The following is a 24,992-nucleotide window of genomic DNA, read 5'->3' as shown; positions in this document are numbered from 1 at the left end:
TTGGCAAGGGCGGCGCGCCCGGAGGCTCGATCCGGTGCTTTGCGGGCGCGCCGCGGGTGACTGCCTCAGGCTCCGCAGTCCTCGGATGCGCGGCGCGTCAGCTTCTTCTCGGCGCCGTACTTTTCGGCCGAGCCCTTGATCATCGGCTTGATGATCTGGTCGTCCGCCTGCAACCAATCGGACGTCCAGACGAACTTGGCACCGTCCCAGCTATGCACGCGCGCCCAGGCCGAGCCCATGTGGTCCGTGCAGCTGGTGGAAACCGGTCGCATCACGCCCTTGAAGCCGTTGGCATCGAGCTTGGCCTGGGTGAGGTTCAGATTCTCATAACCCCAGCGCGCTTGCTCGCCGGTCATCACCTTTCCCTTGCCGAAGCGCTCCTGCGCCGCGCGCACGCCCTCCACCGCGAGGAAGGCGCCGACCACGCCGCGCATGTAGATCACGGTCCCGACTTCGTCCTTCGGCCCGGTGCCCTGGCCCTTGGCATGGACCTTCTCCAGAATCTCCTTGACCACTGGCGAATCGAACTCCGCGCCATGCTGCATCATCACTGCGCTGTAGCCCTTGGCAGCCGCGCCGATGTCGCGCAGGTCGGGCTCGGCGCCCGACCACCAGGTGCCGAACATCTTCTCGCGCGGATAGCCGGTTGCGATGGCTTCCTTGATGGCAGTGGGCGTCATGATGCCCCAGGTCTGCATGATCACGAAGTCGGGCCGCTGCTGGCGAACTTGCAGCCAGATCGCCTTCTGCTCCACGCCCGGCGCAGGCACCGGCAGCAGCTGCAGCTCGAAGCCGTGCATCTTGGCGCGCTCCTGCAGGATCGGCAGCAGTTCCTTGCCGAAAGGGCTGTCGTGGTAGACCACGGCGAACTTCTTGCCCTTGAGCTTGTCCCAACCGCCTTCCTTCTTGGCGATGTGCTGCAGCAGCGTGTCGCCGGCCACCCAGTAGTGGCCGATCAGGGGGAAATTCCATTTGAAGATGCCGCCCTCAGCCGAATCGCTGCGGCCGTAGCCCGAGGTGATCATCGGGATCTTGTCGGCCGCCACCTTTTCAGTCAGCGCGAACGTAATGCCAGTGGACAGCGGCTGGAACACGGTGGCCCCACCGTGCTTGCCCTTCAGGCGTTCATAGCACTCGACGCCACGGTCGGTTGCGTAGGCGGTCTCGCATTCCTCGACCAGGGTCTTGACGCCGTTGATGCCGCCACGAGCGTTCACCAGCTTCATGTAGTCCGCATAGCCGTTGGCGAACGCTGTGGCGTTGGGCGCGACCGGGCCGGTGCGGCCGGTCAGGCTCGGAAAGAACTGGACCTTTTCCTGCGCCGAGGCTGCGCCTGCGCCCAGCAGGATGCTGGCGATGACCAGCGTGGTTGCCCTTGCCATGGTTGTGAACTTCTTCATTGGTGCCTCCGTTGGTGGAACATCGAAATCGCACTCGTCAGTGCAGCCGGATCGAGAGGCCCGTCGGCCGTCGAGAAAATCAATGCGGAAAGGGCCACAGCCGCAGCTTCTGCTTGCCGATCGACCAGAGCCGCGCGAGTCCGTGCGGCTCGACGATCAGGAAAAACACGATCAAGGCGCCGAAGATCATCGACTCGGCATGCGCTACCGATGCCGTCGTGATGGTGATGCCGAACAGGTGGCCCAGCACCGGCAGCGCCTGGTTCAGCAATATCGGCAACACCACGATGAACCCGGCGCCGAAGAAGCTGCCCATGATCGAGCCCAGTCCGCCGATGATGATCATGAACAGCAGCTGGAACGAACGATCGATGGAGAATGCCGCCGGCTCCCAAGAGCCCAGGTGCACGAAGCCCCACAAGGCGCCGGCCACGCCGACGATGAACGAGCTGACGGCGAAGGCGGTGAGCTTGGCGTACACCGGGCGGATGCCGATCACTGCGGCGGCCACGTCCATGTCGCGGATCGCCATCCATTCGCGGCCGATGTGGCTGCGCACCAGGTTCTTTGTCGCCATCGCGAACACGACGAGGATGGCCAGGCACAGCAGGTATTTCGCGTGGGGGCTCTCGATCGGCCACCCGAGCACGCTCAATCCTGATATCGACACCGAGCCGGAAGACGAGTTGTTGGTGAACCACGAGACGCGCAGAAACGCCCAGTCGACGAAGAACTGCGCCGCCAGCGTGGCGACCGCCAGGTACAGACCCTTGATCCGCAGGCTCGGGATGCCGAACACCACGCCCACCATCGTGGCGCAGGTGCCGCCGAGCAGCAGCGCCAGCAGCAGCGGCATGCCGTCGATGCGCACGAAGAAGTTGTACGCCGCATAGGCGCCCACTGCCATGAAGGCGCCCGTGCCCAGCGAGATCTGGCCGCAGTAGCCGACCAGGATGTTCAGGCCCAGTGCGGCCAGCGAGAGGATCAGGAACGGGATCAGGATGGCGCGGAACAGGTACTCGTCGGCCAGCAGCGGCACGCCGATTACCGCCAGCGCGAGCAGCAGCGCCATGCCGATGCGGTCCTGCAGGATCGGAAAGACCTGGCTGTCGCTGCGATAGCTGGTCTTGAATTGGCCGTTTTCGCGATACAACATGGTTCAGACCCGATCGATGATTTTTTCGCCGAAGAGGCCCTGCGGCCTGACGAGCAGGACCACCAGCACCAGCACGTATCCGAACCAGATCTCGATGCCGCCGCCGACGTGCGGGCCCAGGTACACCTCCGACAGCTTCTCGCCCACGCCCAGGATCAGCCCGCCGATGATGGCGCCGGGCACCGACGTGAGACCACCCAGGATGACGACCGGAAGCGCCTTCAGCGCCAGGACGCTGAGCGAGAACTGGACCCCCAGCTTGCTGCCCCAGATCATTCCGGCCACCAGCGCCGCGAAGCCGGCCACGCTCCACACCACGACCCACACGCGCGACAGCGGAATGCCGATCGACTGGGCGGCTTGGTGGTCGTCGGCCACTGCGCGCAGAGCCCGGCCGGTCGACGTGTACTGGAAGAACAGCGAAAGCACGACCACCAGGGCTGCGGCGATCGACGCCGCGTACACGTCTTCCTTGTTCACCAGCACGCCGCCCTGGAACACGCTCTCGAAAAGGAACAACGGATCCTTCGGCAGGCCGATGTCGATCTTGTAGACATCGCTGCCGAAGAGGGTCTGGCCGAATCCGTCCAGAAAATAGGCAATCCCGAGCGTAGCCATCAGCAGGGTGATGCCTTCCTGGTTGACGAGCTTGCCGAGCACCAGCCGTTCGATCAGCCACGCCAGCAGGATCATCGCCGCGAGTGCGCCGGCGAAGGCCAGCACATTGGCGGCGAGTTTGCTATCGAAGCTCGCCAGCCTGGGGATCCATTCCGAAAGTCGCGCCATCGCCAGTGCCGCGAAGAGCACCATCGCGCCCTGGGCGAAATTGAAGACCCCGCTGGCCTTGAAGATCAGCACGAATCCGAGCGCCACCAGTCCGTACAGCATGCCGGACATCAGGCCGCCAATGAAGGTTTCGAGCAGGAATCCCATCAGTGTTCCGTTCCCAGGTAGGCCCTGATCACGTCCTCGTTGTTGCGCACTTCATCCGGCGACCCGTCCCCGATCTTCTTGCCGTAGTCGAGCACCACCACGCGGTCCGAGATGTCCATCACCACGCCCATGTCGTGCTCGATCAGCACGATGGTGGAGCCGAACTCGTCGTTCACGTCGAGGATGAAGCGGCTCATGTCCTGCTTCTCCTCCACGTTCATGCCGGCCATGGGCTCGTCCAGCAGCAGCACCTGCGGCTCCATCGCCAGCGCGCGGCCCAGGTCCACGCGCTTCTGCAGGCCGTAGGGCAGGCGGCCCACCGGCGTCTTGCGGTGCGGCTGGATCTCGAGGAAGTCGATGATGCGCTCGACGAACTCGCGGTGCGCGATCTCCTCGCGCTCGGCCGGGCCCCAGCGCAGCGCCTGCGCGAACAGGCCGCTCTTCATCTTGAGGTTGCGGCCCGTCATGATGTTGTCGAGCACGCTCATGCCCTTGAACAGCGCCAGGTTCTGGAACGTGCGTGCCACGCCCATCTCGGCCACCTGGCGCGAGTTCATGTGCCTGAAGTGCTGCCCGCGGAAGGTGATCGAGCCCTGCTGCGGCTGGTAGACGCCGTTGATGCAGTTGAGCATGGAACTCTTGCCCGCGCCGTTGGGCCCGATGATGGCGCGCACCTCGTGCTCGCGCACGTCGAAGCTGATGTCGGTCAGCGCCTTCACGCCGCCGAAGGACAGGCTGATGTTCTGCACGTCCAGGATCACCTCGCCGATCCGGCGCGCGCCGTGGGTCGCGCTGGCGAGCATGGCGGCCTCGGCGATGTTCTGTGCGTTCATGCGGCGGCCTTCATCGGTGGGAAGCGCTTGGCTTCGACGATCTTCAGCGTGGCGTTGACCACGCCCGTACGCCCGTCCTCGAACTTGACCTGGGTCTCGATGTACTGCTCGGCCTTGCCGCCGTAGAGCGCATCGACCAGCACGCGGTACTTCTCCGCGATGAAGCCGCGCCGCACCTTGCGGGTGCGGGTGAGCTCGTCGTCGTCGGGGTCCAGCTCCTTGTGCAGCACCAGGAAGCGGGCGATCTGCGTGTCGCCCATGCCCTCCTCGCCGGCCAGGTCGGCGTTGACCTTCTCCACGCATTCGGCGATCAGCTGCAGCACCTCGGGCTTGCCGGCCAGGTCCACGTAGCCGCCATAGGACAGGCCGCGGCGCTCGGCCCAGTTGCCCACGGCCTCGAAGTCGATGTTGATCGCCGCGCAGACCTCCTCGCGCCCGTTGCCGAAGCACACCGCTTCCTTGATCTGCGGAAAGAACTTGAGCTTGTTCTCGATGTAGTTGGGCGCGAATATCGCGCCGCGCGAGAGCTTGCCCACGTCCTTGGCGCGGTCGATGATGCGCAGGTGGCCTTCGGCGTCGATCACGCCGGCATCGCCGGTGTGGAAGTAGCCCTCGGCATCGAGCACCTCGGCCGTCGCGTCGGGCCGCTTGTAGTACCCCTGGAGCACCGAGACGCCGCGCACCAGCACTTCGCCGTCGGGCGCGATGCGCAGCTCGATGCCGGGTGCCGCGCTGCCCACGGTCTGCAGCTTGACCTTGCCGTCCTGCTGCAGGCACACGTAGGCGCAGGTCTCGGTCTGGCCGTAGAACTGCTTGAGGTTGACGCCGATCGATCGGTAGAAGCGGAACAGGTCGGGCCCGATCGCCGCGCCCGCCGTGTAGGCGACGCGGATGCGGCTCATCCCCAGCACGTTGCGCAGCGGCCCGTAGATCAGAAGGTCGCCCAGGCCGTAGAGCAGGCGGTCGCCCAGGCCCACCTTCGCCCCGTTCAGGATGTCGGCGCCCACGCGCTGCGCCAGCGCCATGAACTTCGCGTAGAGCCAGCGCTTGGGCGCCGCCGCATCCTCCATGCGGATCGACACGGCCGTGAGCAGCCCCTCGAAGGTACGCGGCGGTCCGAAGTAGTAGCTGGGCCCGATCTCGCGCATGTCGTTCATCACCGTGGCCGAGGACTCCGGGCAGTTGAGCGTGAAGCCGCCCACCAGCCATTGCGCCACCGAGAACAGGTGGTCGCCGACCCAGGCCATCGGCAGGTAGCTCATGATGTTGTCGCCGGGGCCGAGCTTGTCGGTCTCGACGCCGCCGCGGCCCGCCGCGATGAAGCTGGCGTGCGTCTGGCACACGCCCTTGGGCCGGCCGGTGGTGCCCGAGGTGTAGAGGATCACGGCGACATCGCCGGGTTCGGCGCCGTTCAGGCTTTGCTCGAAGAAGGCCGGCTGCGCGCCGTCGAAGGCGCGGCCCAGCGCGCGCAGGGCCTCGTAGCCGAGCAGGCCCGGCTGCTCGTAGTGGCGCAGCCCCCGCGGGTCGTCGTAGACGATGTGGCGCAGGCCCGGCTTGCCCTGGGCCGCCATCAGCTCGCGGCACTCCAGCAGCTTGTCGACCTGCTCCTGGTCCTCGGCGATCACGAAGTCGATCGCCGCGTCTTCCAGCATGAAGACCATCTCGCCCGCCACCGCGTCCTGGTACAGCGGCACCGGCACGCCGCGCAGGCTCTGCGCCGCCACCACCGCCATGTACAGGTGCGGCCTGTTGGCGCCGACGATCGCCAGGTTGTCGCCCGGCTTGAAGCCCAGGCTGGCGAGCCCGCAGGCGAGCTCGCGCACCTCGCGGGCGACGGCCGACCAGCTCCAGGTCTGCCAGATGCCGAGGTCCTTCTCGCGCACGGCCGGCGCGTCGGGCTGGCGCTGCGCATGGGCCAGCAGCAGGCGGGGAAAGGTGTTGGCGTTGGTTTGCACGATGGGCGGACTGTAGAACCCCGCTTGTCGCCAGCTTGTCGTTTCAACGACAATCCTAGGGACAGTACTCCCCGGAGTTTCCCGATGAGCCACGGCAGTTCCAACGGCGCTTCCTCCCTGCGCGAGCGCGTGCGGCCGGCCACCGCCGAGGAGCTGCAGAACATTCCCTGGCTTCGCACGCTCACGCCCGCCGAACGCCGGCGCGCGGAGGCCGCGGTGGTGGTGGGCGACGCCGAACCCGGCGACCTGGTGTGCCGCATCGGCCGCTCGCCCACCTTCTGGTTCGGCGTGGTCGAGGGCCTGCTCAAGATGAGCAACGACAACGCCGACGGCACCTCCATGACCTACAGCGGCCTGCCGCCGGGCGGCTGGTTCGGCGAGGGCACGGCGCTCAAGCGCGAGCCGTACCGCTACAACATCCAGGCGCTGCGGCGCAGCGTGGTGGCGGGCCTGCCGGTGGACGATTTCCACTGGCTGCTGGACCACTCGATCGGCTTCAACCGCTTCGTCATGAACCAGCTGAACGAGCGCCTCGGCCAGTTCATCGCCGCGCGCGAGGCCGATCGGCTCAACGACCCCGATGCGCGCGTCGCGCGCAATCTGGCGGCGCTCTTCAACCCGGTGCTCTTCCCCGGCGTGGGCGAACTGCTGCGCATCACGCAGCAGGAGCTGGCCTACCTGATCGGGCTCTCGCGCCAGCGCGTCAACGAGGCGCTGCGCACCTTGCAGGCGGAGGGTGCGATCCGCGTCGAGTACGGCGGGCTGCGCGTGCTCGACCTCGCGGCCTTGCGTGCGGGCGGGGTGGCGGGCAGGGAGTGATCAGGCGATCACGCCTCGGGCGCCCTTTCCGGCAGGGGAATATTGGGGTCGCGCACGATCGCGCGGCGCACCAGCTTGTCGAGGGCGTAGGGGCGCAGGTAGGCAGCCGTTTCCTCGACCGGGCAATGCAGCCAGTCGTCGATCCAGGCCTCGCGCAGGAACACCACGCGGCGCTGCGAGGGTTGCTCCACGGCCGGTAGCGTCAGCAGCGCGAAGCTCTCGACGCACTCGCCGTCCGGGGCGCGCCAGCCGTTCCACAGGCCGGCCATCGCCAGCGGCTGGCCATCGGCGCGGGTGACGCGCACCACCGTTTTCTCGCTGTCGCCGCGACGGTAAAGCGCATCGGCCAGCACCACGCAACGGTGGCCGCGCTTCCAGGGCTGGTAGAAGTTGCGTTCGCTCGCGGCCGTCTCGCCGCGGGCTTCGAAGGTGTGGGGGTAGTCGCGCTCCTTGGCGAACAGGGGAACCAGGCCCCAGCGGCCCTCGGCCGCCTCGAAGCGCGCGGTGATGGCGCTGCCCTCGCGGTCGCCCCGCGGCCGGCGGATGAAGACCCCCTGCCCGCCCGGCCGGACCACCGAGGGCTGCGCAGGGCTGGCCAGGCCGAAGCTCTCGGCAAAATGGCGCGCGTCGCTTGCAGGCTCGTACTGGATGGGCATCGGCTGAATGTAAGAAGCCGCCTCGCGCTTCGTCAATCCGCCGATAGCATGCGAGCCACACGGCATGTCGCCGTCGATGACGCATTTCACGAGAACCGCCATGAATTCACGCCAACTCACCATCATCACCGGTGCCTCGCGCGGCCTGGGCCGCGCCATGGCCGAGCAGCTGCTGGCGCAGCCGGGGCAGCGCCTGCTGTGCATCGCGCGCCGGGCCGACGAGCAGCTCGCCGCGCGCGCACGCGAAGCGGGCACCGAGCTCGAGCAATGGCAGCAGGACCTGGCGGACCCGGTGCCGGCGGCGACGCGGCTCGCGGCCTGGCTGCAGGGCCTGGACGGGCAGTCCTTCGATGGCGTCGCGCTGATCAACAACGCCGGTGCCGTCGGCCGTATCGGGCCGCTGTCGCAGGCGGTGGCGGCCGAGCTGTCGCAGGCGTTGCGCGTCGGGCTGGAGGCGCCGTTGCTGCTCACCTCCGCCTTCCTCGGCGCCACCCGCGGCTGGCGCGGCGAGCGCAAGGTGCTCAACATTTCGTCGGGCCTGGGGCGTAACGCCATGGCCAGCCAGGCGCCCTACTGCGCGGCCAAGGCGGGCATGGACCATTTCTCGCGCGCAGTGGCGCTGGAGGAGGAGTCGCTGGGCGGCGGCGCGAAGATCGTCTCGCTCGCGCCCGGCGTGATCGACACCGACATGCAGGTGCAGCTGCGCGAAAGCGATGCGGCCCTGTTCCCGGACCGCGCGCGCTTCGAGCGGCTCAAGGCCCAGGGCCAGCTCTGGTCAGCCGAGGAGGCGGCGGCGAAGGTGCTGGCCTATCTGGAGCGTGCGGACTTCGGCAGCAAGCCGGTGGCCGACGTCCGCGAGCCCTGATGGGCTATTCGATGGTTGCGCCCGAAGCCTTCACGATGTCGCGCCACTTCAGGTAATCGGTCTTCAGCAGCGTGCCGAACTGCTCGGGCGTCATGCCCTGCGGCTCGGCGCCCTGGGCGATGATCGCGGCCTTCATTTCGGGCGTGGCCAAGAGCTTGTTCACCTCGGCGTTCAACGTGGTGACGATTTCCTTAGGCGTCCCAGCGGGCGCGAAGAGGCCGTACCAGGTGCTGACGTCGAAGTCCTTGTAGCCCAGCTCGGCCACGGTGGGCACCTCGGACAGCGAGCTGCTGCGCTTGGCCGAGGTCACGGCGAGTGCGCGCAGCTTGCCCGACTTGATCTGCCCCATCGCCGAGGGCAGCGAGGACACCATCAGGTCCACGTTGCCGGCCAGCACGTCCATCATCGCGGGGTTCGAGCCCTTGTAGGGCACGTGGCGCATCTTGATGTTGGCCGCGCTCTTGAAGATCTCGCCGGCCAGGTGGATGGTGGTGCCGTTGCCGGGCGAGCCGTAGGTGATGGTGTCGGGCGCGGCGCGCGCAGCGTCGACCACGTCCTTCAGCGTCTTGAACTTCGACTCCGTGCGCGTGACGATCACCACCGGCGTGTAGGCCACATGGGCCACCGCCGCGAGGTCCTTGGTCGGCTCGTAGCTGAGGTTCTTGTAGAGCCAGGGCGCGACGACCATGTTGTCCTTCTGGCCCATCACGATGTCGTAGCCGGTGGGCGCGGCGCGCACCGCTTCCGCGATGCCGATGGTGCCACCGGCGCCCGCGCGGTTGTCGGGCACCACGGTCCACTTGCTGACTTCGGTCAGCTTGGTGGCCACCAGCCGCGACAGGATGTCGGTGCCGCCGCCGGGCGGGAAGGGCACGATCAGTCGCACGGGCTTGGCGGGGTAGGGCTGGGCCTGCACGGCGGCGAAGGCCAGTGCGAGGACGGCGGAGGTCAGCAGCTTTCGGATCATGGGGTGTCTCTTCGTTCAGGCGCAGCCTGAAGACTGCGCACGGGCCGGCAGTGTGCCGGATCGGGGGCGACGAAGGGTACGCGATTCGAGATGCCGCCCTTGCCGAGGGGCGATGGAAGGGCGCGTCTGTCGCAGCGCGCCCGCTGCCTCAGTGCACAGTCCGCGCGCCGCCGCTGCCTCGCGCATCGTTGCGCCGCTGCAGCGCCGCAATGCCGGCCATCATGGCCGCGCCGTAGGTGGGCATCGGCCCTTCGGCGGCGTCGATGGGGCGGCAGTCATTGCCGTCCTGCTTCTGCAGCACCCAGTAGAAGTGGCCGGCAATCGGTTCGTCCACGATGAGTGCGATGGCTTCCGTTTCCATGTGATTCCTCGTCTTTCAGTCCATGCGCCGGTTGTACGCAGGCTCAGGACGAACGGCTAGCGAGGAATTCACAAAGCGGCAGGCGCCGTGCCACAAAGACGCGGCGAGTGTGCAAATGCGCACGGCGCGGGCGTCGTTTTTACGCTTTCTTTACGGCCGCCCGCCGACTCTGTTCCCCATCTTTACGTGCGTCTCACGAGACTGCCTGCACGTGCTTCGCATGCAGGAGTTGAAAGATGGATTTCGTTTGGATCGCCGCCATCGCGGTGTTCTGGGTCGTCATGGCGGAGGCGGTGATCGGCCTCGGCAAGCTCGACGCGCCCAAGGGAGAGGCTCGATGATCAGCCTCGATGTGCTCTACGGATTCGCCGGCCTGCTGGCCGTAATCCTCTTCGCCTACCTGGTGTTCGCGCTGATCTGCGCCGAGGAATTCTGAAATGGATGCCTCCGCCTGGACCCTCCTGGGCCTGTTCCTCGTGCTGCTGGGCCTGCTCGCCTGGCCGCTGGGCCGCTGGTTGGCGGCGCTGTGCGAAGGCCGGCTGCCCGCCTGGATGCAGCGCGCCGAAGCGCCGCTCTACAAGCTCGCCGGCGTGGATGCCGAGCGTGCCATGCACTGGCGCGGCTATGCGCTGTCGCTGCTGGCCTTCAATGCCGTCGGCGCGCTCGCCGTCTACGGCCTGCAGCGCCTGCAGCACCTGTTGCCGCTGAACCCGGCCGGCATGGCCGCGGTGTCGCCCGATTCGGCTTTCAACACCGCGGTGAGCTTCGTCTCCAACACCAACTGGCAGGGCTACGCCGGCGAGTCGACCATGAGCTATCTCACGCAGATGCTCGGGCTCACGGTGCAAAACTTCCTCTCCGCCGCCACCGGCATCGCGGTCGCCTTCGCGCTGGCGCGCGGCTTCGCGGCGCGCAACACGGACGGCAGAGGCTTCGTCGGCAACTTCTGGACGGACGTGACCCGCATCACCGCCTGGTTGCTGCTGCCGATCTCGTTCGTGATCGCCATCGTGTTCGTGGGCCAGGGCGTGATCCAGAACTTCGACACCTACAAGACGGTGACCACGCTGGAAGCCACGGCCTACCAGAACCCCAAGCTCGACGCTGCCGGCCAACCGCTGAAGGACGCGGCCGGCAACGCGGTGACCGAGGCCGCGAGCACCACCACCCAGACCCTGGCCATGGGCCCGGTCGCCTCGCAGGAGGCGATCAAGATGCTGGGCACCAACGGCGGCGGCTTCTTCAACGCCAACTCGGCGCACCCCTACGAGAACCCGACGGCGCTCGCGAACTTCGTGCAGATGATCGCGATCTTCCTGATCCCGGCCGCGCTGTGCTTCGCCTTCGGCCGCGTGGTCGGCGACCTGCGCCAGGGCTGGGCCCTCCTCGCGGCGATGACCGTGCTGTTCGTGCTGGCCGTGATCGCGGTGATCCCGGCCGAGCACGCCGGCAACCCGCTCCTGCCGCCGCTCGGCGTCGACCAGGCGGCCAGCGCGCTGCAGGTCGGCGGCAACATGGAAGGCAAGGAGCTGCGCTTCGGCATCGACGCCTCCGCGCTCTTCGCGGCCATCACCACCGCCGCCTCCTGCGGCGCGGTGATCGCCATGCACGACTCCTTCACCCCGCTGGGCGGCATGGTGCCGCTGGTGCTGATGCAGCTCGGCGAGGTGGTGTTCGGCGGCGTCGGCTCGGGCCTGTACGGCATGCTGATCTTCGCGGTGCTGGCGGTGTTCATTGCCGGCCTGATGATCGGCCGCACGCCCGAGTACCTGGGCAAGAAGATCGAGATCCGCGAGATGAAGCTGACGTCGATCGCGATCCTGGTCACGCCGATCCTGGTGCTGGCCGGAACGGCCGTCGCCGTCATCGCCGATCCCGGCAAGGGGGGCATCGCGAACCCGGGCGCCCATGGCTTCTCCGAGATCCTCTATGCCTTCACCTCGGCCGGCAACAACAACGGCAGCGCCTTTGCCGGCCTGTCGGCCAACACGCCCTTCTACAACGCGATGCTGGCCGTCGCGATGTGGTTCGGCCGTTTCGGCGTGATCGTGCCGGTGCTCGCCATCGCGGGCTCGCTGGCCGCCAAGAAGCGCCTGCCGGCCACGGCCGGCACCATGCCCACGCACGGCCCGCTGTTCGTGGCGCTGCTGATCGGCACCGTGCTGCTCGTTGGCTTGCTCAACTATGTGCCGGCGCTGGCGCTCGGCCCCGTCGTCGAGCACCTGTTGCTGTGGAAATGAGGTCGCAGACCATGAAGAAGAATCTCTCCTCGATCCCGCTGGGCGAGCCCGCCCAGGCCATGGCCGAAGTCCAGGCCGTGGCTGAAGCCAAGACCCAGGCCCGCAAGAAAAAGCACCTCGGCCTCTTCGACGCCTCCCTGGTGCGCCCCGCGCTGTGGGCCGCCGTCGCCAAGCTGGACCCGCGCGTGCAGTGGCGCAACCCGGTGATGTTCATCGTCTACATCGGCAGCATCCTCACGACGCTCTTGTGGGCGCATGCGCTGAGCTTCCCGGGCGACACCGGCATGGCGCCGGCCTTCGTGCTGGCGATCTCGATCTGGCTGTGGTTCACCGTGCTCTTCGCCAACTTCGCCGAGGCCCTCGCCGAAGGCCGCAGCAAGGCGCAAGCCGCCTCGCTGCGCGGCCTGCGCAAGGACACCTGGGCCAAGAAGATGGTCGAGCCTTATCACGGCGGCAAGTGGCTGCCGTTGCAGGCGCCGGAGCTGCGCCGCGGCGACGTGGTGCTGGTCGAGGCCCATGACGTGATCCCGCTGGACGGGGAAGTGATCGAGGGCGTGGCCTCGGTCGACGAGAGCGCCATCACCGGCGAATCGGCGCCGGTGGTGCGCGAGTCGGGCGGCGACTTCTCGGCCGTGACCGGCGGCACGCGCGTGCTGTCCGACTGGCTGGTGGTGCGCATCACGGTCAACCCGGGCGAGTCCTTCCTCGACCGCATGATCGGCATGGTCGAGGCCGCCAAGCGCCAGAAGACGCCCAACGAGATCGCGCTCACCATCCTGCTGGTGGCGCTGACGCTGGTGTTCCTGATGGTCACGGTCACGCTGCTGCCGTACTCCATCTTCAGCGTGGGCGCGATGAACGCGGGCACGGTGGTGCCGCTGACGGCGCTGGTGGCGCTTCTGGTGTGCCTGATCCCGACCACCATCGGCGGTCTGCTGTCGGCCGTGGGCGTGGCCGGCATGAGCCGCATGATGCAGGCCAACGTGATCGCGACCTCGGGCCGCGCGGTGGAAGCGGCGGGCGACGTCGACGTGCTGCTGCTCGACAAGACCGGCACCATCACGCTCGGCAACCGCCAGGCCAGCGCCTTCCTGCTGGCACCGGGCGTGGTGCAGCAGCGGCTGGCACGCGCCGCGCTGCTGGCTTCGTTGGCCGACGAGACGCCCGAGGGCCGCAGCATCGTCGAACTGGCGCGCCGCGGCGGCGTCGACGAGGCAGGGCCCGAGGGCACGCGCTTCGTGCCCTTCACCGCGCAGACGCGCATGAGCGGCGTGGACCTGCCGGCCGCACCCAACAGCCTCGACGCCGACCACGTTCCGCTGCGCAAGGGCGCGGTCGACGCCGTGCGCCGCCACGTGGAGGCGCTCGGCGGCACGATGCCGCCCGAGGTCCTGCGCGCCGCCGACGAGGTTGCACGCCGCGGCAGCACGCCGCTGGCGGTGGCCGAGGACAAGCGCGTGCTGGGCATCGTCGAGCTCAAGGACATCGTCAAGACCGACATCCGCGAGCGCTTCGCCGAGTTGCGCCGCATGGGCATCCGCACGGTGATGATCACCGGCGACAACAAGCTCACGGCCGCCGCCATCGCAGCCGAGGCCGGCGTCGACGACTTCCTGGCCGAGGCCACGCCCGAGGACAAGCTGGCGCTGATTCGCAAGTACCAGTCCGAAGGCCGCCTGGTCGCGATGACAGGCGACGGCACCAACGACGCGCCCGCGCTGGCGCAGGCCGACGTGGCGGTGGCCATGGGCACGGGCACGCAGGCCGCCAAGGAGGCCGGCAACATGGTCGACCTCGACTCCAACCCGACCAAGCTGCTGGAGGTGGTGGAGACCGGAAAGGCGCTCTTGATGACGCGCGGCTCGCTCACCACCTTCTCGATCGCCAACGACGTGGCGAAGTACTTCGCCATCATCCCGGCGATCTTCGTCTCGACCTATCCGCAGCTTGCGGCGCTCAATGTGATGCGGCTGGCCAGCCCGTCGTCGGCCATCCTGTCGGCGGTGATCTTCAACGCGCTGGTCATCGTGTTCCTGATCCCGCTCGCGCTGAAGGGCGTGCGTTACCGGCCGGTGGGCGCCGCCGCGCTGCTGCGCCGCAACCTGGCGATCTACGGCCTGGGCGGCCTGGTCGTTCCCTTCATCGGCATCAAGCTCATCGACTGGCTGCTGGTCGCCATCCATCTGGTCTGAAGAAAGCCATCTCCATGTTCAAGATCCTTCGTCCGACGCTCGTGATCTTCCTGCTGCTCAGCGCGCTGACCGGGCTTCTCTATCCGCTGGCCGTGACCGGCGCCGCGCAGGCGCTGTTCCCGGCGCAGGCCGAGGGCAGCCTGGTGCTGCGCGGCGGCAAGCCGGTGGGCTCTTCGCTGATCGGCCAGAACTTCAGCGATCCGGCGCACTTCTGGGGCCGCCCCTCGGCCACTGCGCCCATGCCCTACAACGCGGGCGCCTCCAGCGGCTCCAACCAGGGGCCGCTGAACCCGGCGCTGGCCGATGCCGTCAAGAGCCGGGTCGAGGCGTTGCGCGCGGCCGATCCGGGCAACGCGCAGCCGGTGCCGGTGGACCTGGTCACGGCCTCGGCCAGTGGGCTCGATCCGCACATCAGCCCGGCCGCGGCGCGCTACCAGGCGGCGCGCGTGGCGCGGCTGCACAAGTTGCCGCCCGAGCGCGTCCAGAAGCTCATCGAGGACCATACCGAGGGCCCGTTGCTCGGGCTGCTCGGCGAGCCGCGCGTGAACGTGCTCGCGCTCAACCTGGCGCTCGACGCAACACGCTGAACCGGCCATGACCGACTCCTGGCTCCATGCCCTCTGCGCGCTGGCGGCCTTCTTCGTTCCGCTGGGCTTTGCCTGGTTCATGGTGTCGCGTGCCGCGCGCCGGAGCCGTCGAAGGAACAGGCCGATGCGATAACCTGATGCGTTGGCCCGCCCCATGAACGACGCTGCCCGCCCCGACCCCGACGCCCTGCTGGCCGAGCTGCGCGCGCAGGAAGCGCAAGCGCAGCGCGGCAAGCTGCGCATCTACTTCGGCGCCAGCGCGGGCGTCGGCAAGACCTGGGCCATGCTGAGTGCCGCGCAGCGCGAGCGTGCGAGCGGGCGCGACGTGGCGATCGGGGTGGTCGAGACGCACGGCCGCAGCGAAACCGCGGCGCTGCTGGCCGGCCTGGAGACGCTGCCGCTGCGCGAGGTGCCTTACCGCGGCCGCAACCTGGCCGAGTTCGATCTCGATGGCGCATTGGCGCGCAAGCCCGCGGTGCTGCTGGTCGACGAGCTCGCGCATTCCAACGCACCCGGCTCGCGCCACGCCAAGCGCTGGCAGGACGTGCAGGAGCTGCTGGCCGCGGGCATCGAGGTCTGGTCGGCGCTCAATGTCCAGCACCTCGAAAGCCTCAACGGCACGGTGGGCGCGATCACGGGCGTGCGCGTGCATGAGACCGTGCCCGACACCGTGCTCGACGAAGCTGACGAAGTGGTGCTGGTCGACGTCACGCCCGACGAGCTCACCGCCCGCCTCGCGGCCGGCAAGGTCTACCTGCCGCAGCAGGCCGAGCGCGCGGCGCAGAACTTCTTCCGCAAGGGCAACCTCATCGCGCTGCGCGAGATCGCGCTGCGGCGCACCGCCGAGCACGTGGAAGACGACGTGCGCGGCTGGCGCATCGAGCAGTCCGGGCGCGGGGGCGAGGCAGGGCCGCCGGCCTGGAACACCTCCGGCGCGATCCTCGCTTGCGTCGGCCCGCACGAGGGCGCGGGCCAGACGGTGCGCACCGCGGCGCGGCTGGCCGGCCAGCTCAGCGTGCGCTGGCATGCGGCCTATGTCGAGACGCCGCGGCTGCAGCGGCTGGAAGCGGCGCAGCGCGACCGCATCCTTGCGACGCTCCAGCTTGCGGAAGAGCTGGGCGCCGAGACCGCGGTGCTGACCGGCGAGAACGTGGCCGAGGCGCTCGCGGCCCAGGCCCAGCGCCTGAACTGCGCGACGCTGGTGGTGGGACGGCCGGAGCCGGCGCAGGGCTGGCGGCGCTGGTGGCCCCAGCGGGTGCTGACGCGCGAGCTCGCGCGACATGCACCCGGCATCGACATCGTCGAGGCGGCGCGCGCCGACAGCTCGCGCCGCCTGGCCCCGCCGCGGCCGGGCCGGCGCGGCACCTCCGACGTCGAGGACAGCGACCGCCCGCACGCGCGCTGGCCCGGCTATGCCTGGGCCGCGGCCAGCTGCGTCGCCGTCACGCTGCTGGCCACGCCGCTGGCGGGCAGGCTGGAGCTCGCCAACATCGTGATGCTGTTCCTGCTCGGGGTGGTTGGCGTGGCGATGCGCTTCGGCCGCGGGCCGGCGGCCTTTGCGGCGCTGCTCAACGTCGCGGCCTTCGACTTCTTCTTCGTCTCGCCGCGCCTGTCCTTCGCGGTCAGCGACGTGCAGTACCTGCTGACCTTCGTGGTCATGCTGGGCGTGGGCCTGCTGGTCGGCCAGCTCACCGCGGGGCTGCGCTTCGCGGCCGGCGTCTCGACCAGCCGCGAGCGGCGCGCGCAGTCGCTGTTCGAGCTCACGCGCGAGCTGTCGGCGGCGCTCGAGACCTCGCAGGTGGCGCAACTGGGCGCGGACGCGGTGCAGGGCCATTTCGGCGGGCGCGCGCTGGTGCTGGTGACCGATGCGAACGACCGGCTGGCGACCCCCGCCGAGCCGCCGCCCGGCTTCGATCCCAGCGTCGCCGACTGGACCTTCCGCCAGGGCCAGCCGGCCGGCCTGGCCACCGCCACGCTGGCGGCGCAGCCCTGGCACTACGTGCCGCTGAAGGCGCCGATGCGGGTGCGCGGCGTGCTCGCGCTGGAGCCGGCCCAGCCGCGCTGGCTGATGATCCCGGAGCAGGCGCAGCAGCTCGACACGCTCGCGCGGCAGATCGCGATCGCGCTGGAGCGGGTGCACTACGTCGACGTGGCGCAGCAGGCGGTGGTCGAGATGGAGTCGGAGCGCCTGCGCAACGCCTTGCTGGGCGCGATCTCCCACGACGTGCGCACGCCGCTGACGGCGCTGATCGCGCTGGCCGAGTCGCTGCAGGCGCCGCCCGGCGTGGGCGGGGTCGACCGGCCGGCAGTGGCTCGCGCCATCGTCGTGCAGGCGCACCAGCTGCACGCGCTGGTCAACAACCTGCTGGACATGGCGCGACTCGAAAGCGGCATCGCCGGCGGCGCGGTCCAGCTGCGGCGCGAATGGCAGTCGGTCGAGGAGGTGGTGGGCGCGGCGATCCGCGCGGCGCGGCCCGCGCTCGGCGAGACGACGGTGCGGACCGAGCTGCCGCCCGACCTCCCGCTGGTCGAGTTCGATGCCGTGCTGATCGAGCGCGTGCTGGTCAACCTGCTGGAGAACGCCGGCAAGTACGGCGCCGCGCCGGTCGTGGTCAGTGCGCGCACCACCGAGCGCTCGCTGGTGCTCGGCGTGCGCGACCACGGGCCCGGGCTGCCGGCGGCGCTCAGGGGCCGCGAGCAGACCCTGTTCGACAAGTTCACGCGCGGCCAGGCCGAGTCGGCCACGCCCGGCGTGGGGCTGGGGCTGGCGATCTGCAAGGCGGTGGTCAGCGCGCACGGCGGCGAGATCACGGCCGCCAATGCGGTGGACGGCGGGGCCGAGTTCACGGTGACGCTGCCTCGGCGGGAGGCCCCGTCGGCCGAGGAGACGGTGTGAAAATTCGCTCCCGTTCCTGATTCCCCGAGCCATGCCCAGCCCCACCGCCATCGTGATCGAAGACGAGCCCCAGATCCGGCGCTTCGTGCGCGGCGCGCTGGAGGCCGAAGGCTGGCAGGTGCATGAGGCCGGGACGCTGCGCGACGGCCTGGCGGCGGCCGGCACGCGGCAACCCGACCTGCTGGTGCTGGACCTGGGCCTGCCCGACGGTGATGGCGTGGCGCTGATCCGCGACGTGCGCGGCTGGTCGGGCGTCCCCATCATCGTGCTCTCGGCGCGCACCGACGAGGCCGACAAGATCGCGGCGCTCGATGCCGGCGCCGACGACTACCTCACCAAGCCCTTCGGCACCGGCGAGCTGCTGGCCCGCGTGCGCGCCAACCTGCGCCGGCCGCGCACCGCCAACGGGGGCGAGGAGGCCGAGCCGGTGTTCCGCTTCGGCGAGGTCGAGGTCGATCGCCTGGCCCGCCTGGTGCGGCGCGCCGGCACCGAGGTGCACCTGACGCCCACCGAGTACCGGCTGCTCTCGGTGCTGGTCGCCAATGCCGGCCGCGTGCTCACGCAGCGCCAGCTCCTGCGCGAGGTGTGGGGCCCGTCGCATGCCGGGCAGAGCCACTACCTGCGCATCTACATGGGCCACCTGCGCCAGAAGCTGGAAGCCGATCCGGCGCAGCCGCGGCACCTGTTGACGGAAACCGCGGTCGGCTACCGGCTGGTGCCCTGAGGGGGCCACCCCTTTCAACGTCCTTCGATCTTCATCGCCTTGAGCGGATGATTCCAAAGGGACTGGAGTTAAGAATATGGCGAAATCCGGGTACGCAGTTCATCCACGAAGCCCTTGCATTCGGCAGATTGGTCCCCATAGCCCGCGATGAGCGTCAGGATGCTTCTTCGATGGTGGGCAGGAATGTCTGTATTCATCGCGAAGATCTGGATCAACTGCATGTGATCCCGCCACTTCGCCTGGCATTCGGGGCGTAGACCCGGCTCAACATCAATCCCTGCTCATCGGGCGTGAGTCGAAGAAACGCGGATTGCAGGACCTTGGTCGAAAAGACACTCATGAACTGCACGGTCGCGAAGCGGTAGCCCATGACAGACACCGAGCAGAGCTGTTTCAAGAGATCCACCAAACAGTCCACGAGCCCTGAAGGCATAGAGGAAGGCGTCGCGGTCCGTCTGGACAGGGCGCCTAGCAAGCGTATGTCAGTGATGGACCATGCGACATAGCGCTCGCCGAACGGGTCGTTGATCAGCAAGGTCGGCTCATCGCTCACGGCGTGATGCAACTGCAGCGCCGCAAGAAGCCCACTCGCCTCCTCGTCCGGAGAATTTCCTCGTTCTTTGGACCGAAAGTCATCGACAACACGCCGATCAGGGTCTGTGCCTGGACATCCTCCGGGTAAGCCGGCAAGCTGGCTAATATCAACTGGGCGAGCCCCGCAAGAACCCGTGTCGAGGGCGCCATTCGGGAAGCCATGGTAAGCAATTGCAAGGGCATCCCCGACAGGTCGATATGCTGGGCAAAGCAAGGCGCCATTCCCTGGCCCACGCTTGCCAGTTGGACTGTCGCCCGCTTATGCAACTGCGCGTGGACGCCCTCCAGTAGCTTCAGGTTTCCCGGGTTCGACTCCGTCTTCGCCGGAACGGAGCTTGCGCCTGCTGGTGGCCTCCACTTTCATCCACGGATAGTTGGCCAGCATTGGTCGAAAGCGGGCGGAGAACCCTTTGTCGATTAGCGCCAATTTCAACAGGACCTCTGGGGCCCCTTCCGGTCCGAAATACTCGGGCAGCATCCAGTCAGTTCCCTCTCTCCGGATCGTGTGCGCTGTCGCCAGCGTCACCAGGTCGCGACTCAGGAAAGGTGTGTCGTGCATCGTTGCACCTGGGGCCTGGATCGCATAGCGATCAGTCCCCGTGTCGATCACCATGAGCTCGTTTGCCTCGAGCGCAATTGGAGTGGCCTCTATCTGAACTACCAGCGTGTCACCCGATCCGATGCCAAACCCCAGCTCCTGCAAGGCTAGCGAATCGTGGCTGTACAACCCATCCGTCGGCGAACGCCTCAAGGCCTTCCGCGACTTTGTAGAGAAGTCGGGAAGCACGGATGAAAACGCCTGTCCCACGCAACTACTTGCCGTGCTGGGAGACGTCAAAACGATGGGCGACATCCAAGACTGGCTCAGCGCGCTGACCCTGGCTCATTGCAAGATCCGTCCAGATCTGCTGTCGCGTTTCTCCAAACAGGTCTCATCCTTGCTGCCGCACTTCACTGTGGACGAGTTGCGCGCGTGTGTGAAGTGCTGCCTGCGCGTGGCAGCGGAAGCGGATCAGTCTGCGGCGGTGTGGGCGAATCAGAGAGCGTCAAAGGGGCGTTTTCGGTTTTCCGGCGCTTCGAGGACCGCTCTTCCTCGGATGTGGTCGAGCTGGACGAATGCCGTGAGATAGACCGTGTGGTGGAATCCATGATGTGTGGTGTTTTCTGGTTGCTTTTTTTGCATGTGGAACAACGAGTGGAAGCACGGCCGTGTCCGGCCCCGACCCTCGCTTAACTGCGTAACAGTGCCTGCGCATCGGTTCCCTTCAGTCCGCTATAGCAGGTGAGGATCGCGATGGGGAGGAAGCATCCAGATGCCCTTCGTCGCTCAATTCGTTCAACTGGGGCGTTCCACCACGACCCCGCGGTCGTTGCGATCAGCGTTCGGCCACGGCCTGCTTCGTCCAGGAATGCAGGAAGGAACACTTCCAGGCATTCACGTGCGTCGGAATCAGAAACGATTCGGTGTCGCCGGCAAATCGTGCGATCAAAGTGGAGAGCGTGGGGCTGCGTCTACGCCGACGACCCCATACGGCCCTCGCTCACTCCGCCGTCGTCGGGCTGATGATGGCGTGCACCCGCGCCACGCTGTCGGCCGGGAAGCCGCCGCGCTTGGCATGCTCGCGGATCATCTCGTCGTTGGGCGCGATGTAGACGCAGTAGAGCTTGTCGTCGGTCACGAAGCTCTCGACCCAGTTGATCTCGGGCCCGAGTTCGCGCAGGACGCCGTTGGACTTGATGGACAGGGCCTTGAGGTCGCGCTCCGACAGCTTTCCGGCGCCAGGGAGCGTGCGTTCGATGACATAGCGTGGCATGTTGTTTCTCCGATGGGGGGTGGCGAACGGGGTCGTTGCAGTATGGTCGCCGGCGGGTGGAATTGCGACTTACCATCCGGCCAGTGCCTTCGGTGCCGGCTCTGTCGAATGGCGGACAATGGCGCGCCGCCTGCCCAGCCTTCGCCCCATGTCCGACAGCCCCGAACCGACCCGACTCAACAAGCGCATGGCCGAGCTCGGCATGTGCTCGCGCCGCGAGGCCGACGACTGGATCGCGCAGGGCTGGGTCAAGGTCAACGGCCGGATCGCCGAGATGGGCCTCAAGGTCGGCCCTGCCGACCGCATCGAGGTCGATCGCAAGGCGCAGAACCAGCAGCAGCAACAGGTCACCATCCTGCTGCACAAGCCCATGGGTTATGTCAGCGGGCAGGCCGAGGACGGTCACGAGCCGGCCGTGGTGCTGATCAACCCGCGCACGCACTGGCGCGAGGACCCGAGCCGCCTGCGCTTCTCGCCGCCCCAGCTGCGCGGCCTGGCGCCGGCCGGCCGGCTGGACATCGACTCGGTGGGCCTCCTGGTGCTCACGCAGGACGGCCGCGTCGCACGCCAGCTGATCGGCGAGGACTCGGGCATGGAGAAGGAATACCTGGTGCGCGTGAGCTACGGCGAGGTGGCGCAGAACCCGCAGGCCACCTTCCCGCGCGAGCAGCTGCAGCGCCTGCGCCATGGCCTGAGCCTGGACGGCCAGCCGCTCAAGCCGGCGCTGGTCGACTGGCAGAACCCCGAGCAGCTGCGCTTCGTGCTGACCGAGGGCAAGAAGCGCCAGATCCGCCGCATGTGCGAGCAGGTCGGGCTCAAGGTGGTGGGCTTGAAGCGCATCCGCATCGGGCGCGTGGTGCTGGGGCACCTGCCCGTGGGACTGTGGCGCTATCTGGGGCCACACGAGCGCTTCTAGTCCGCTGAATCATTGAAATGGGCGGTGAGGGACGCCCACGCCGCAGCGCGCCCGTCTCGGGTGGACAGCACCGACCGATTTCAGTGATTCAGCGGACTGGCGGATCATCGGGCCTCATGACACGCTAAGAATCCGCGTGTAGCCTTCATTGCTTCGCGAAAAGGAGGCGCCGTGCGCACGCTGCTGGTGGAAGACGACGAGATGATCGGGAGCAGCCTGCGGCATGCGCTCGAAGGCGCCGGCTGGTCGGTCGACTGGGTGCGCGACGGCGCGCTGGCGCAGAGCGCCTTCGCCGACGGCGGCTACACCTGCGTGCTGCTCGACCTCGGCCTGCCCAAGCAGGACGGCACCGAGGTGCTGCGACGGGCGCGCGAGCGCGGCGACACCACGCCGGTGCTGGTGCTCACCGCACGCGACGGCCTGGAAGACCGCATCCAGGGCCTGGACCTCGGCGCCGACGACTACCTGCTCAAGCCCTTCGAATTCCGCGAGCTGCTGGCGCGCATGCGTGCGGTGATCCGCCGCCGCGACGGCGCCGCGCATTCGGTGATCGGCGGCACCGGCCTGCAGCTGGACCTGACCACGCGCGAAGTGCTGCGCAACGGCACGCGCGAGGCCCTCACCGCGCGCGAGTTCGCGCTGCTGCATGCGCTGCTGGAGCGGCCCGGCGCCATCCTGTCGCGCGAGCAGCTGGAGAACCGCATCTACGGCTGGGGCGAGGAGGTCACCAGCAACGCAGTGGACGTGCTGATCCACGGCATGCGGCGCAAGCTCGGGCCCGATGCGATCCGCAACGTGCGTGGGCTCGGATGGCGGGTGGCGGCAGCAGCATGAAGAAGATGAATCCGCGCCCCTGGTACATGCCCTGCTCGCTGCGGGCCAAGCTGCTGCTGTGGCTGGTCTCGCTGCACCTGATCGCGGCCGGCGTCACGGGCTGGGCCTCCTACATGAGCTACGGGCGCATGGTCCACACCTTCATGGACGACCAGATGCAGCTCCTGGCCAACTCCTACGCGGCCAACGACAGCACGCCGGCACTGCTGCCGCTGGCGGACCAGAGCGTCTTCAAATGGGGTTCCTTCATCGTCCAGATCTGGAGCCCCGACGGCCGGCTGCTGGCCAGTTCCTGGCCCAAGCTCGCGGTGCCGCTGCAAGCCGAGCCTGGCCTGCGCAACGTGCGCACCGGCGCCGGCAGCGACGAGGAGTGGCGCGTCTACACCGCCGAGGCCGGCCCGCGCGCCAACCAGCCGCGCGTGCAGATCGCGCAGAGCGGCAGCTTCATGCGCCACGAGGTCGCCCACCGTGCCCTCTTCGCGGCGCTGCCGATCGCGCTCCTGCTGCCGGTCTCGCTGGCGGTGCTGTGGCTGGTGGTGTGGCTCAGCTCCTATTCGCTGCACGCGGTGGCGCGCGAGGTGGCGGCGCAGGACGAGCGCAGCCTCTCCGAGCTCTCGCTGACGCGCGTGCCGGACGAGATCGCGCCGCTGGTGAGCTCCTTCAACAGCCTGCTGGCGCGCCTGCGCGACGCCTTCGCCGCCCAGCGCCGCTTCGTGCAGGACGCGGCGCACGAGCTGCGCACGCCGGTCGCCGCCATCGGCCTGCAGCTGGAGAACCTGCGTGCGCACGTTCCGCCCGGCGATGCCGCCGAGCGCTTCGCGCAGCTCGAGGCCGGCGTCACGCGCGCCCAGCACCTGATCGAGCAGCTGCTGCGCCTGTCGCGCCAGGAGAGCGCCGCGCCGGCGGCGAGCGCCGAGCCGGTCGACGTCGCCGCGCTGCTGCGCGAGAGCCTCGGCCAGCTGATGGTGGTGGCGGACCGGCGCCACATCGACGTCGGCTTCGACGGCACCGTGACGCCGGTGGTCAGCGCCCCCGCGGCCGAGCTGCGCAGCGTGTTCGACAACCTGATCGACAACGCCCTGCGCCACGCGCCCGAGGGCGGGGTGGTCGACGTGCGCCTGCACGAGGTGCAGGGCCAGCCGGTGGTGGACGTGGTCGACAACGGGCCGGGCATCCCGCCGGAGTTCATGACGCGCGTGTTCGACCGCTTCTTCCGCGTGCCCGGCACCTCGGCCGGCGGCAGCGGCCTGGGCCTGGCGATTGCGCGCACCGCGGCCTTGCGCCACGGCCTGCGCATCGCGCTCAGCAACCGCAGCGAGCAGGAGGAGGGCGGCACCGGGCTGATCGCCCGGGTCTACCTGCCGGCCTGATGAAGGTGTAAAACGAGCCTGCCGTGGGGGTGCAGGCGAAAGTAGTAAAAAAGTGAAGAAGTGCGCTTGTTACTTTGTGTTTAACTAGGCACAATGTATTACATGCAACATCACTCCGACCCCAACGCCCAGTGGTCGTCCAACGGCCTCCTCCGCTTGCTGCGCGCCACGCTGCCGCCCCCGGGCGGAAGGCGAGCGCGCGCCCAGCAGCCCGCGCCGGATCTGCCGCCGAAGCGCCTCGACAGCGAGCAGTTGTCGGCGCTCGCGCAGAAGTGGCGCCGTCGGCTGGAGGAGGGCGACCAGGGCGCGGAGTCCGTGGCGATGGCGCTTGAGCAACTGGCCGAGCGCCGCGCCGGCGAAAAGCGCTCGCGGATGCAGGCGGTCGGCCGCCGGCTCTCGGAGCTGATGCAGCTGAGCTGAAGCGTTGGCAATCTCCGCCCCGGCGGATTTCGGCAAACCAAGACCATGAAGACCCAAACCGAAGCAATTTACGAAGGCTACGACGTGGATCTCTCCGGCCCCGGCCGCCCGCTGGGCGCACGTGGCCACTACCCCAAGTACGAGGTGATCCCGCTGCTGACGGACATGGAGGCGGAGCTGCTCAACACGCTGGGCCTGATCCGCCAGTTGCTGGTCGAAGGCGCGCCCACGCCCGAGGCGCGACGCGGCGTTGTCCACGCCATCGACGGCTTGCTTTCCGTCGCCCGCGCCTGAATTCGAGGCGCCTGCCGAGGGGCTAAGACTCGGCTAAGTTTTCCCTAACGATCGGCTCAGTGTGGCTGCCTAGAGTGCATCCCAGGTCAGCCGAGACGCATGTCGCACCCGGCGCGAGACCTGTAGGGTCTGTTGACATACAAATCACCCCCGCGTGAGGCCCAGA

25 protein-coding genes are annotated in these 24,992 nt (G+C 68.3%); 14 read left to right on the top strand and 11 right to left on the bottom strand.

What is annotated here, in order from left to right; all coding sequences use genetic code 11:
* Positions 1-65: 65 nt before the first annotated feature.
* From AC3A6X_RS14635 to AC3A6X_RS14615, 5 genes are all read right to left on the bottom strand, one after another.
* Complete coding sequence (locus tag AC3A6X_RS14635) at positions 66-1,400, bottom strand: ABC transporter substrate-binding protein (protein WP_487842857.1); 1,335 nt, start codon at positions 1,398-1,400, stop codon at positions 66-68.
* Between the two features lie 79 nt (positions 1,401-1,479).
* The gene (locus AC3A6X_RS14630; RefSeq protein WP_487842856.1) at positions 1,480-2,556 is read right to left on the bottom strand and encodes a branched-chain amino acid ABC transporter permease; all 1,077 of its coding nucleotides are present in this window, start codon (positions 2,554-2,556) and stop codon (positions 1,480-1,482) included.
* A 3-nt stretch (positions 2,557-2,559) separates the two neighbouring features.
* Positions 2,560-3,489: a branched-chain amino acid ABC transporter permease gene (locus AC3A6X_RS14625; protein WP_487842855.1), complete on the bottom strand. Its 930-nt coding sequence runs from the start codon at positions 3,487-3,489 to the stop codon at positions 2,560-2,562.
* The gene (locus AC3A6X_RS14620; RefSeq protein WP_487842854.1) at positions 3,489-4,322 is read right to left on the bottom strand and encodes an ABC transporter ATP-binding protein; all 834 of its coding nucleotides are present in this window, start codon (positions 4,320-4,322) and stop codon (positions 3,489-3,491) included. The genes AC3A6X_RS14625 and AC3A6X_RS14620 overlap by 1 nt, the downstream gene beginning before the upstream one ends.
* Positions 4,319-6,277 (bottom strand): AMP-dependent synthetase/ligase, encoded by a 1,959-nt coding sequence (locus AC3A6X_RS14615; RefSeq protein ID WP_487842853.1) that lies wholly within the window; start codon positions 6,275-6,277, stop codon positions 4,319-4,321. The genes AC3A6X_RS14620 and AC3A6X_RS14615 overlap by 4 nt, the downstream gene beginning before the upstream one ends.
* Before the next feature lie 84 nt (positions 6,278-6,361).
* On the opposite strand from AC3A6X_RS14615, the gene AC3A6X_RS14610 reads away from it, so the two are divergent.
* Positions 6,362-7,096 carry a Crp/Fnr family transcriptional regulator gene (locus AC3A6X_RS14610; protein ID WP_487842852.1) on the top strand — a complete coding sequence of 245 codons (735 nt, stop codon included), beginning with the start codon at positions 6,362-6,364 and terminating at the stop codon, positions 7,094-7,096.
* An 8-nt stretch (positions 7,097-7,104) separates the two neighbouring features.
* Here AC3A6X_RS14610 and AC3A6X_RS14605 read toward each other — a convergent pair whose 3' ends face one another.
* Positions 7,105-7,854 (bottom strand): SOS response-associated peptidase, encoded by a 750-nt coding sequence (locus tag AC3A6X_RS14605; RefSeq protein ID WP_487842851.1) that lies wholly within the window; start codon positions 7,852-7,854, stop codon positions 7,105-7,107.
* Here AC3A6X_RS14605 and AC3A6X_RS14600 point away from each other — a divergent pair.
* Positions 7,853-8,617 carry an SDR family NAD(P)-dependent oxidoreductase gene (locus AC3A6X_RS14600; RefSeq protein ID WP_487842850.1) on the top strand — a complete coding sequence of 255 codons (765 nt, stop codon included), beginning with the start codon at positions 7,853-7,855 and terminating at the stop codon, positions 8,615-8,617. The genes AC3A6X_RS14605 and AC3A6X_RS14600 overlap by 2 nt on opposite strands.
* Before the next feature lie 4 nt (positions 8,618-8,621).
* On the opposite strand, the gene AC3A6X_RS14595 is transcribed toward AC3A6X_RS14600, so the two are convergent.
* A complete protein-coding gene (locus AC3A6X_RS14595; protein ID WP_487842849.1) occupies positions 8,622-9,584 on the bottom strand; it encodes a Bug family tripartite tricarboxylate transporter substrate binding protein in 963 nt (320 codons plus the stop codon).
* 148 nt (positions 9,585-9,732) lie between these two features.
* Positions 9,733-9,945 (bottom strand): hypothetical protein, encoded by a 213-nt coding sequence (locus tag AC3A6X_RS14590; RefSeq protein ID WP_106558995.1) that lies wholly within the window; start codon positions 9,943-9,945, stop codon positions 9,733-9,735.
* A gap of 337 nt (positions 9,946-10,282) precedes the next feature.
* Between AC3A6X_RS14590 and kdpF the strand changes: the two genes are divergently transcribed.
* The 6 genes from kdpF (at position 10,283) to kdpE (ending at position 18,584) form a co-directional block, all read left to right on the top strand.
* Entirely contained in the window at positions 10,283-10,381 is a 99-nt protein-coding gene (gene kdpF / locus AC3A6X_RS14585; RefSeq protein WP_106558996.1) for a K(+)-transporting ATPase subunit F, read from the top strand.
* Between the two features lies 1 nt (position 10,382).
* Positions 10,383-12,185 carry a potassium-transporting ATPase subunit KdpA gene (gene kdpA, locus AC3A6X_RS14580; RefSeq protein ID WP_487842848.1) on the top strand — a complete coding sequence of 601 codons (1,803 nt, stop codon included), beginning with the start codon at positions 10,383-10,385 and terminating at the stop codon, positions 12,183-12,185.
* Between the two features lie 59 nt (positions 12,186-12,244).
* Positions 12,245-14,377 (top strand): potassium-transporting ATPase subunit KdpB, encoded by a 2,133-nt coding sequence (kdpB, locus tag AC3A6X_RS14575; RefSeq protein ID WP_487842879.1) that lies wholly within the window; start codon positions 12,245-12,247, stop codon positions 14,375-14,377.
* A gap of 14 nt (positions 14,378-14,391) precedes the next feature.
* Entirely contained in the window at positions 14,392-14,964 is a 573-nt protein-coding gene (gene kdpC / locus AC3A6X_RS14570; RefSeq protein WP_487842847.1) for a potassium-transporting ATPase subunit KdpC, read from the top strand.
* Positions 14,965-15,118: 154 nt separating this feature from the next.
* Positions 15,119-17,860 carry a DUF4118 domain-containing protein gene (locus tag AC3A6X_RS14565; protein WP_487842846.1) on the top strand — a complete coding sequence of 914 codons (2,742 nt, stop codon included), beginning with the start codon at positions 15,119-15,121 and terminating at the stop codon, positions 17,858-17,860.
* Positions 17,861-17,891: 31 nt separating this feature from the next.
* On the top strand, positions 17,892-18,584 hold the full coding sequence (kdpE, locus tag AC3A6X_RS14560) for a two-component system response regulator KdpE (protein ID WP_487842845.1): 693 nt from the start codon (positions 17,892-17,894) through the stop codon (positions 18,582-18,584).
* A 211-nt stretch (positions 18,585-18,795) separates the two neighbouring features.
* Here kdpE and AC3A6X_RS14555 read toward each other — a convergent pair whose 3' ends face one another.
* A complete protein-coding gene (locus tag AC3A6X_RS14555) occupies positions 18,796-19,119 on the bottom strand; it encodes a hypothetical protein (protein ID WP_487842844.1) in 324 nt (107 codons plus the stop codon).
* Between the two features lie 318 nt (positions 19,120-19,437).
* Positions 19,438-19,791: a hypothetical protein gene (locus tag AC3A6X_RS14550; protein ID WP_487842843.1), complete on the bottom strand. Its 354-nt coding sequence runs from the start codon at positions 19,789-19,791 to the stop codon at positions 19,438-19,440.
* A gap of 52 nt (positions 19,792-19,843) precedes the next feature.
* Between AC3A6X_RS14550 and AC3A6X_RS14545 the strand changes: the two genes are divergently transcribed.
* Positions 19,844-20,308: a hypothetical protein gene (locus AC3A6X_RS14545; protein WP_487842842.1), complete on the top strand. Its 465-nt coding sequence runs from the start codon at positions 19,844-19,846 to the stop codon at positions 20,306-20,308.
* A 411-nt stretch (positions 20,309-20,719) separates the two neighbouring features.
* Here AC3A6X_RS14545 and AC3A6X_RS14540 read toward each other — a convergent pair whose 3' ends face one another.
* Positions 20,720-20,992, bottom strand: coding sequence for a DUF4242 domain-containing protein (locus AC3A6X_RS14540; RefSeq protein ID WP_487842841.1), 273 nt, complete (start codon positions 20,990-20,992; stop codon positions 20,720-20,722).
* A 148-nt stretch (positions 20,993-21,140) separates the two neighbouring features.
* Here AC3A6X_RS14540 and AC3A6X_RS14535 point away from each other — a divergent pair, with 148 nt between their 5' ends.
* From AC3A6X_RS14535 to AC3A6X_RS14515, 5 genes are all read left to right on the top strand, one after another.
* Positions 21,141-21,908 (top strand): pseudouridine synthase, encoded by a 768-nt coding sequence (locus AC3A6X_RS14535; RefSeq protein ID WP_487842840.1) that lies wholly within the window; start codon positions 21,141-21,143, stop codon positions 21,906-21,908.
* A gap of 171 nt (positions 21,909-22,079) precedes the next feature.
* Positions 22,080-22,742, top strand: coding sequence for a response regulator transcription factor (locus tag AC3A6X_RS14530; RefSeq protein WP_309966697.1), 663 nt, complete (start codon positions 22,080-22,082; stop codon positions 22,740-22,742).
* Entirely contained in the window at positions 22,739-24,112 is a 1,374-nt protein-coding gene (locus AC3A6X_RS14525) for a sensor histidine kinase (protein ID WP_487842839.1), read from the top strand. Before AC3A6X_RS14530 ends, AC3A6X_RS14525 begins: the two co-directional genes overlap by 4 nt.
* A 102-nt stretch (positions 24,113-24,214) precedes the next feature.
* Complete coding sequence (locus AC3A6X_RS14520) at positions 24,215-24,532, top strand: hypothetical protein (protein WP_487842838.1); 318 nt, start codon at positions 24,215-24,217, stop codon at positions 24,530-24,532.
* Between the two features lie 45 nt (positions 24,533-24,577).
* Complete coding sequence (locus AC3A6X_RS14515; protein WP_487842837.1) at positions 24,578-24,826, top strand: hypothetical protein; 249 nt, start codon at positions 24,578-24,580, stop codon at positions 24,824-24,826.
* The last annotated feature ends 166 nt before the right edge of the window (positions 24,827-24,992 follow it).

This window comes from Variovorax sp. Soil_C_12, assembly GCF_057657375.1.
This window is presented reverse-complemented; position numbering and strand designations above follow the sequence as displayed.

Excerpts from the sequence above, each read along its gene's own strand:
- kdpA (WP_487842848.1), top strand. The coding sequence starts at position 10,383 with ATGGATGCCTCCGCCTGGACCCTCCTGGGCCTGTTCCTCGTGCTGCTG.
- AC3A6X_RS14635 (WP_487842857.1), bottom strand. The coding sequence starts at position 1,400 with ATGAAGAAGTTCACAACCATGGCAAGGGCAACCACGCTGGTCATCGCC.
- AC3A6X_RS14620 (WP_487842854.1), bottom strand. The coding sequence starts at position 4,322 with ATGAACGCACAGAACATCGCCGAGGCCGCCATGCTCGCCAGCGCGACC.
- AC3A6X_RS14550 (WP_487842843.1), bottom strand. The coding sequence starts at position 19,791 with ATGGTGATCGACACGGGGACTGATCGCTATGCGATCCAGGCCCCAGGT.
- kdpE (WP_487842845.1), top strand. The coding sequence starts at position 17,892 with ATGCCCAGCCCCACCGCCATCGTGATCGAAGACGAGCCCCAGATCCGG.
- AC3A6X_RS14605 (WP_487842851.1), bottom strand. The coding sequence starts at position 7,854 with ATGGCGGTTCTCGTGAAATGCGTCATCGACGGCGACATGCCGTGTGGC.
- AC3A6X_RS14590 (WP_106558995.1), bottom strand. The coding sequence starts at position 9,945 with ATGGAAACGGAAGCCATCGCACTCATCGTGGACGAACCGATTGCCGGC.
- AC3A6X_RS14595 (WP_487842849.1), bottom strand. The coding sequence starts at position 9,584 with ATGATCCGAAAGCTGCTGACCTCCGCCGTCCTCGCACTGGCCTTCGCC.
- AC3A6X_RS14515 (WP_487842837.1), top strand. The coding sequence starts at position 24,578 with ATGAAGACCCAAACCGAAGCAATTTACGAAGGCTACGACGTGGATCTC.
- kdpB (WP_487842879.1), top strand. The coding sequence starts at position 12,245 with ATGGCCGAAGTCCAGGCCGTGGCTGAAGCCAAGACCCAGGCCCGCAAG.
- AC3A6X_RS14610 (WP_487842852.1), top strand. The coding sequence starts at position 6,362 with ATGAGCCACGGCAGTTCCAACGGCGCTTCCTCCCTGCGCGAGCGCGTG.
- kdpC (WP_487842847.1), top strand. The coding sequence starts at position 14,392 with ATGTTCAAGATCCTTCGTCCGACGCTCGTGATCTTCCTGCTGCTCAGC.
- AC3A6X_RS14625 (WP_487842855.1), bottom strand. The coding sequence starts at position 3,489 with ATGGGATTCCTGCTCGAAACCTTCATTGGCGGCCTGATGTCCGGCATG.
- AC3A6X_RS14535 (WP_487842840.1), top strand. The coding sequence starts at position 21,141 with ATGTCCGACAGCCCCGAACCGACCCGACTCAACAAGCGCATGGCCGAG.
- AC3A6X_RS14540 (WP_487842841.1), bottom strand. The coding sequence starts at position 20,992 with ATGCCACGCTATGTCATCGAACGCACGCTCCCTGGCGCCGGAAAGCTG.
- AC3A6X_RS14525 (WP_487842839.1), top strand. The coding sequence starts at position 22,739 with ATGAAGAAGATGAATCCGCGCCCCTGGTACATGCCCTGCTCGCTGCGG.
- AC3A6X_RS14600 (WP_487842850.1), top strand. The coding sequence starts at position 7,853 with ATGAATTCACGCCAACTCACCATCATCACCGGTGCCTCGCGCGGCCTG.
- AC3A6X_RS14520 (WP_487842838.1), top strand. The coding sequence starts at position 24,215 with ATGCAACATCACTCCGACCCCAACGCCCAGTGGTCGTCCAACGGCCTC.
- AC3A6X_RS14630 (WP_487842856.1), bottom strand. The coding sequence starts at position 2,556 with ATGTTGTATCGCGAAAACGGCCAATTCAAGACCAGCTATCGCAGCGAC.
- AC3A6X_RS14565 (WP_487842846.1), top strand. The coding sequence starts at position 15,119 with ATGAACGACGCTGCCCGCCCCGACCCCGACGCCCTGCTGGCCGAGCTG.
- kdpF (WP_106558996.1), top strand. The coding sequence starts at position 10,283 with ATGATCAGCCTCGATGTGCTCTACGGATTCGCCGGCCTGCTGGCCGTA.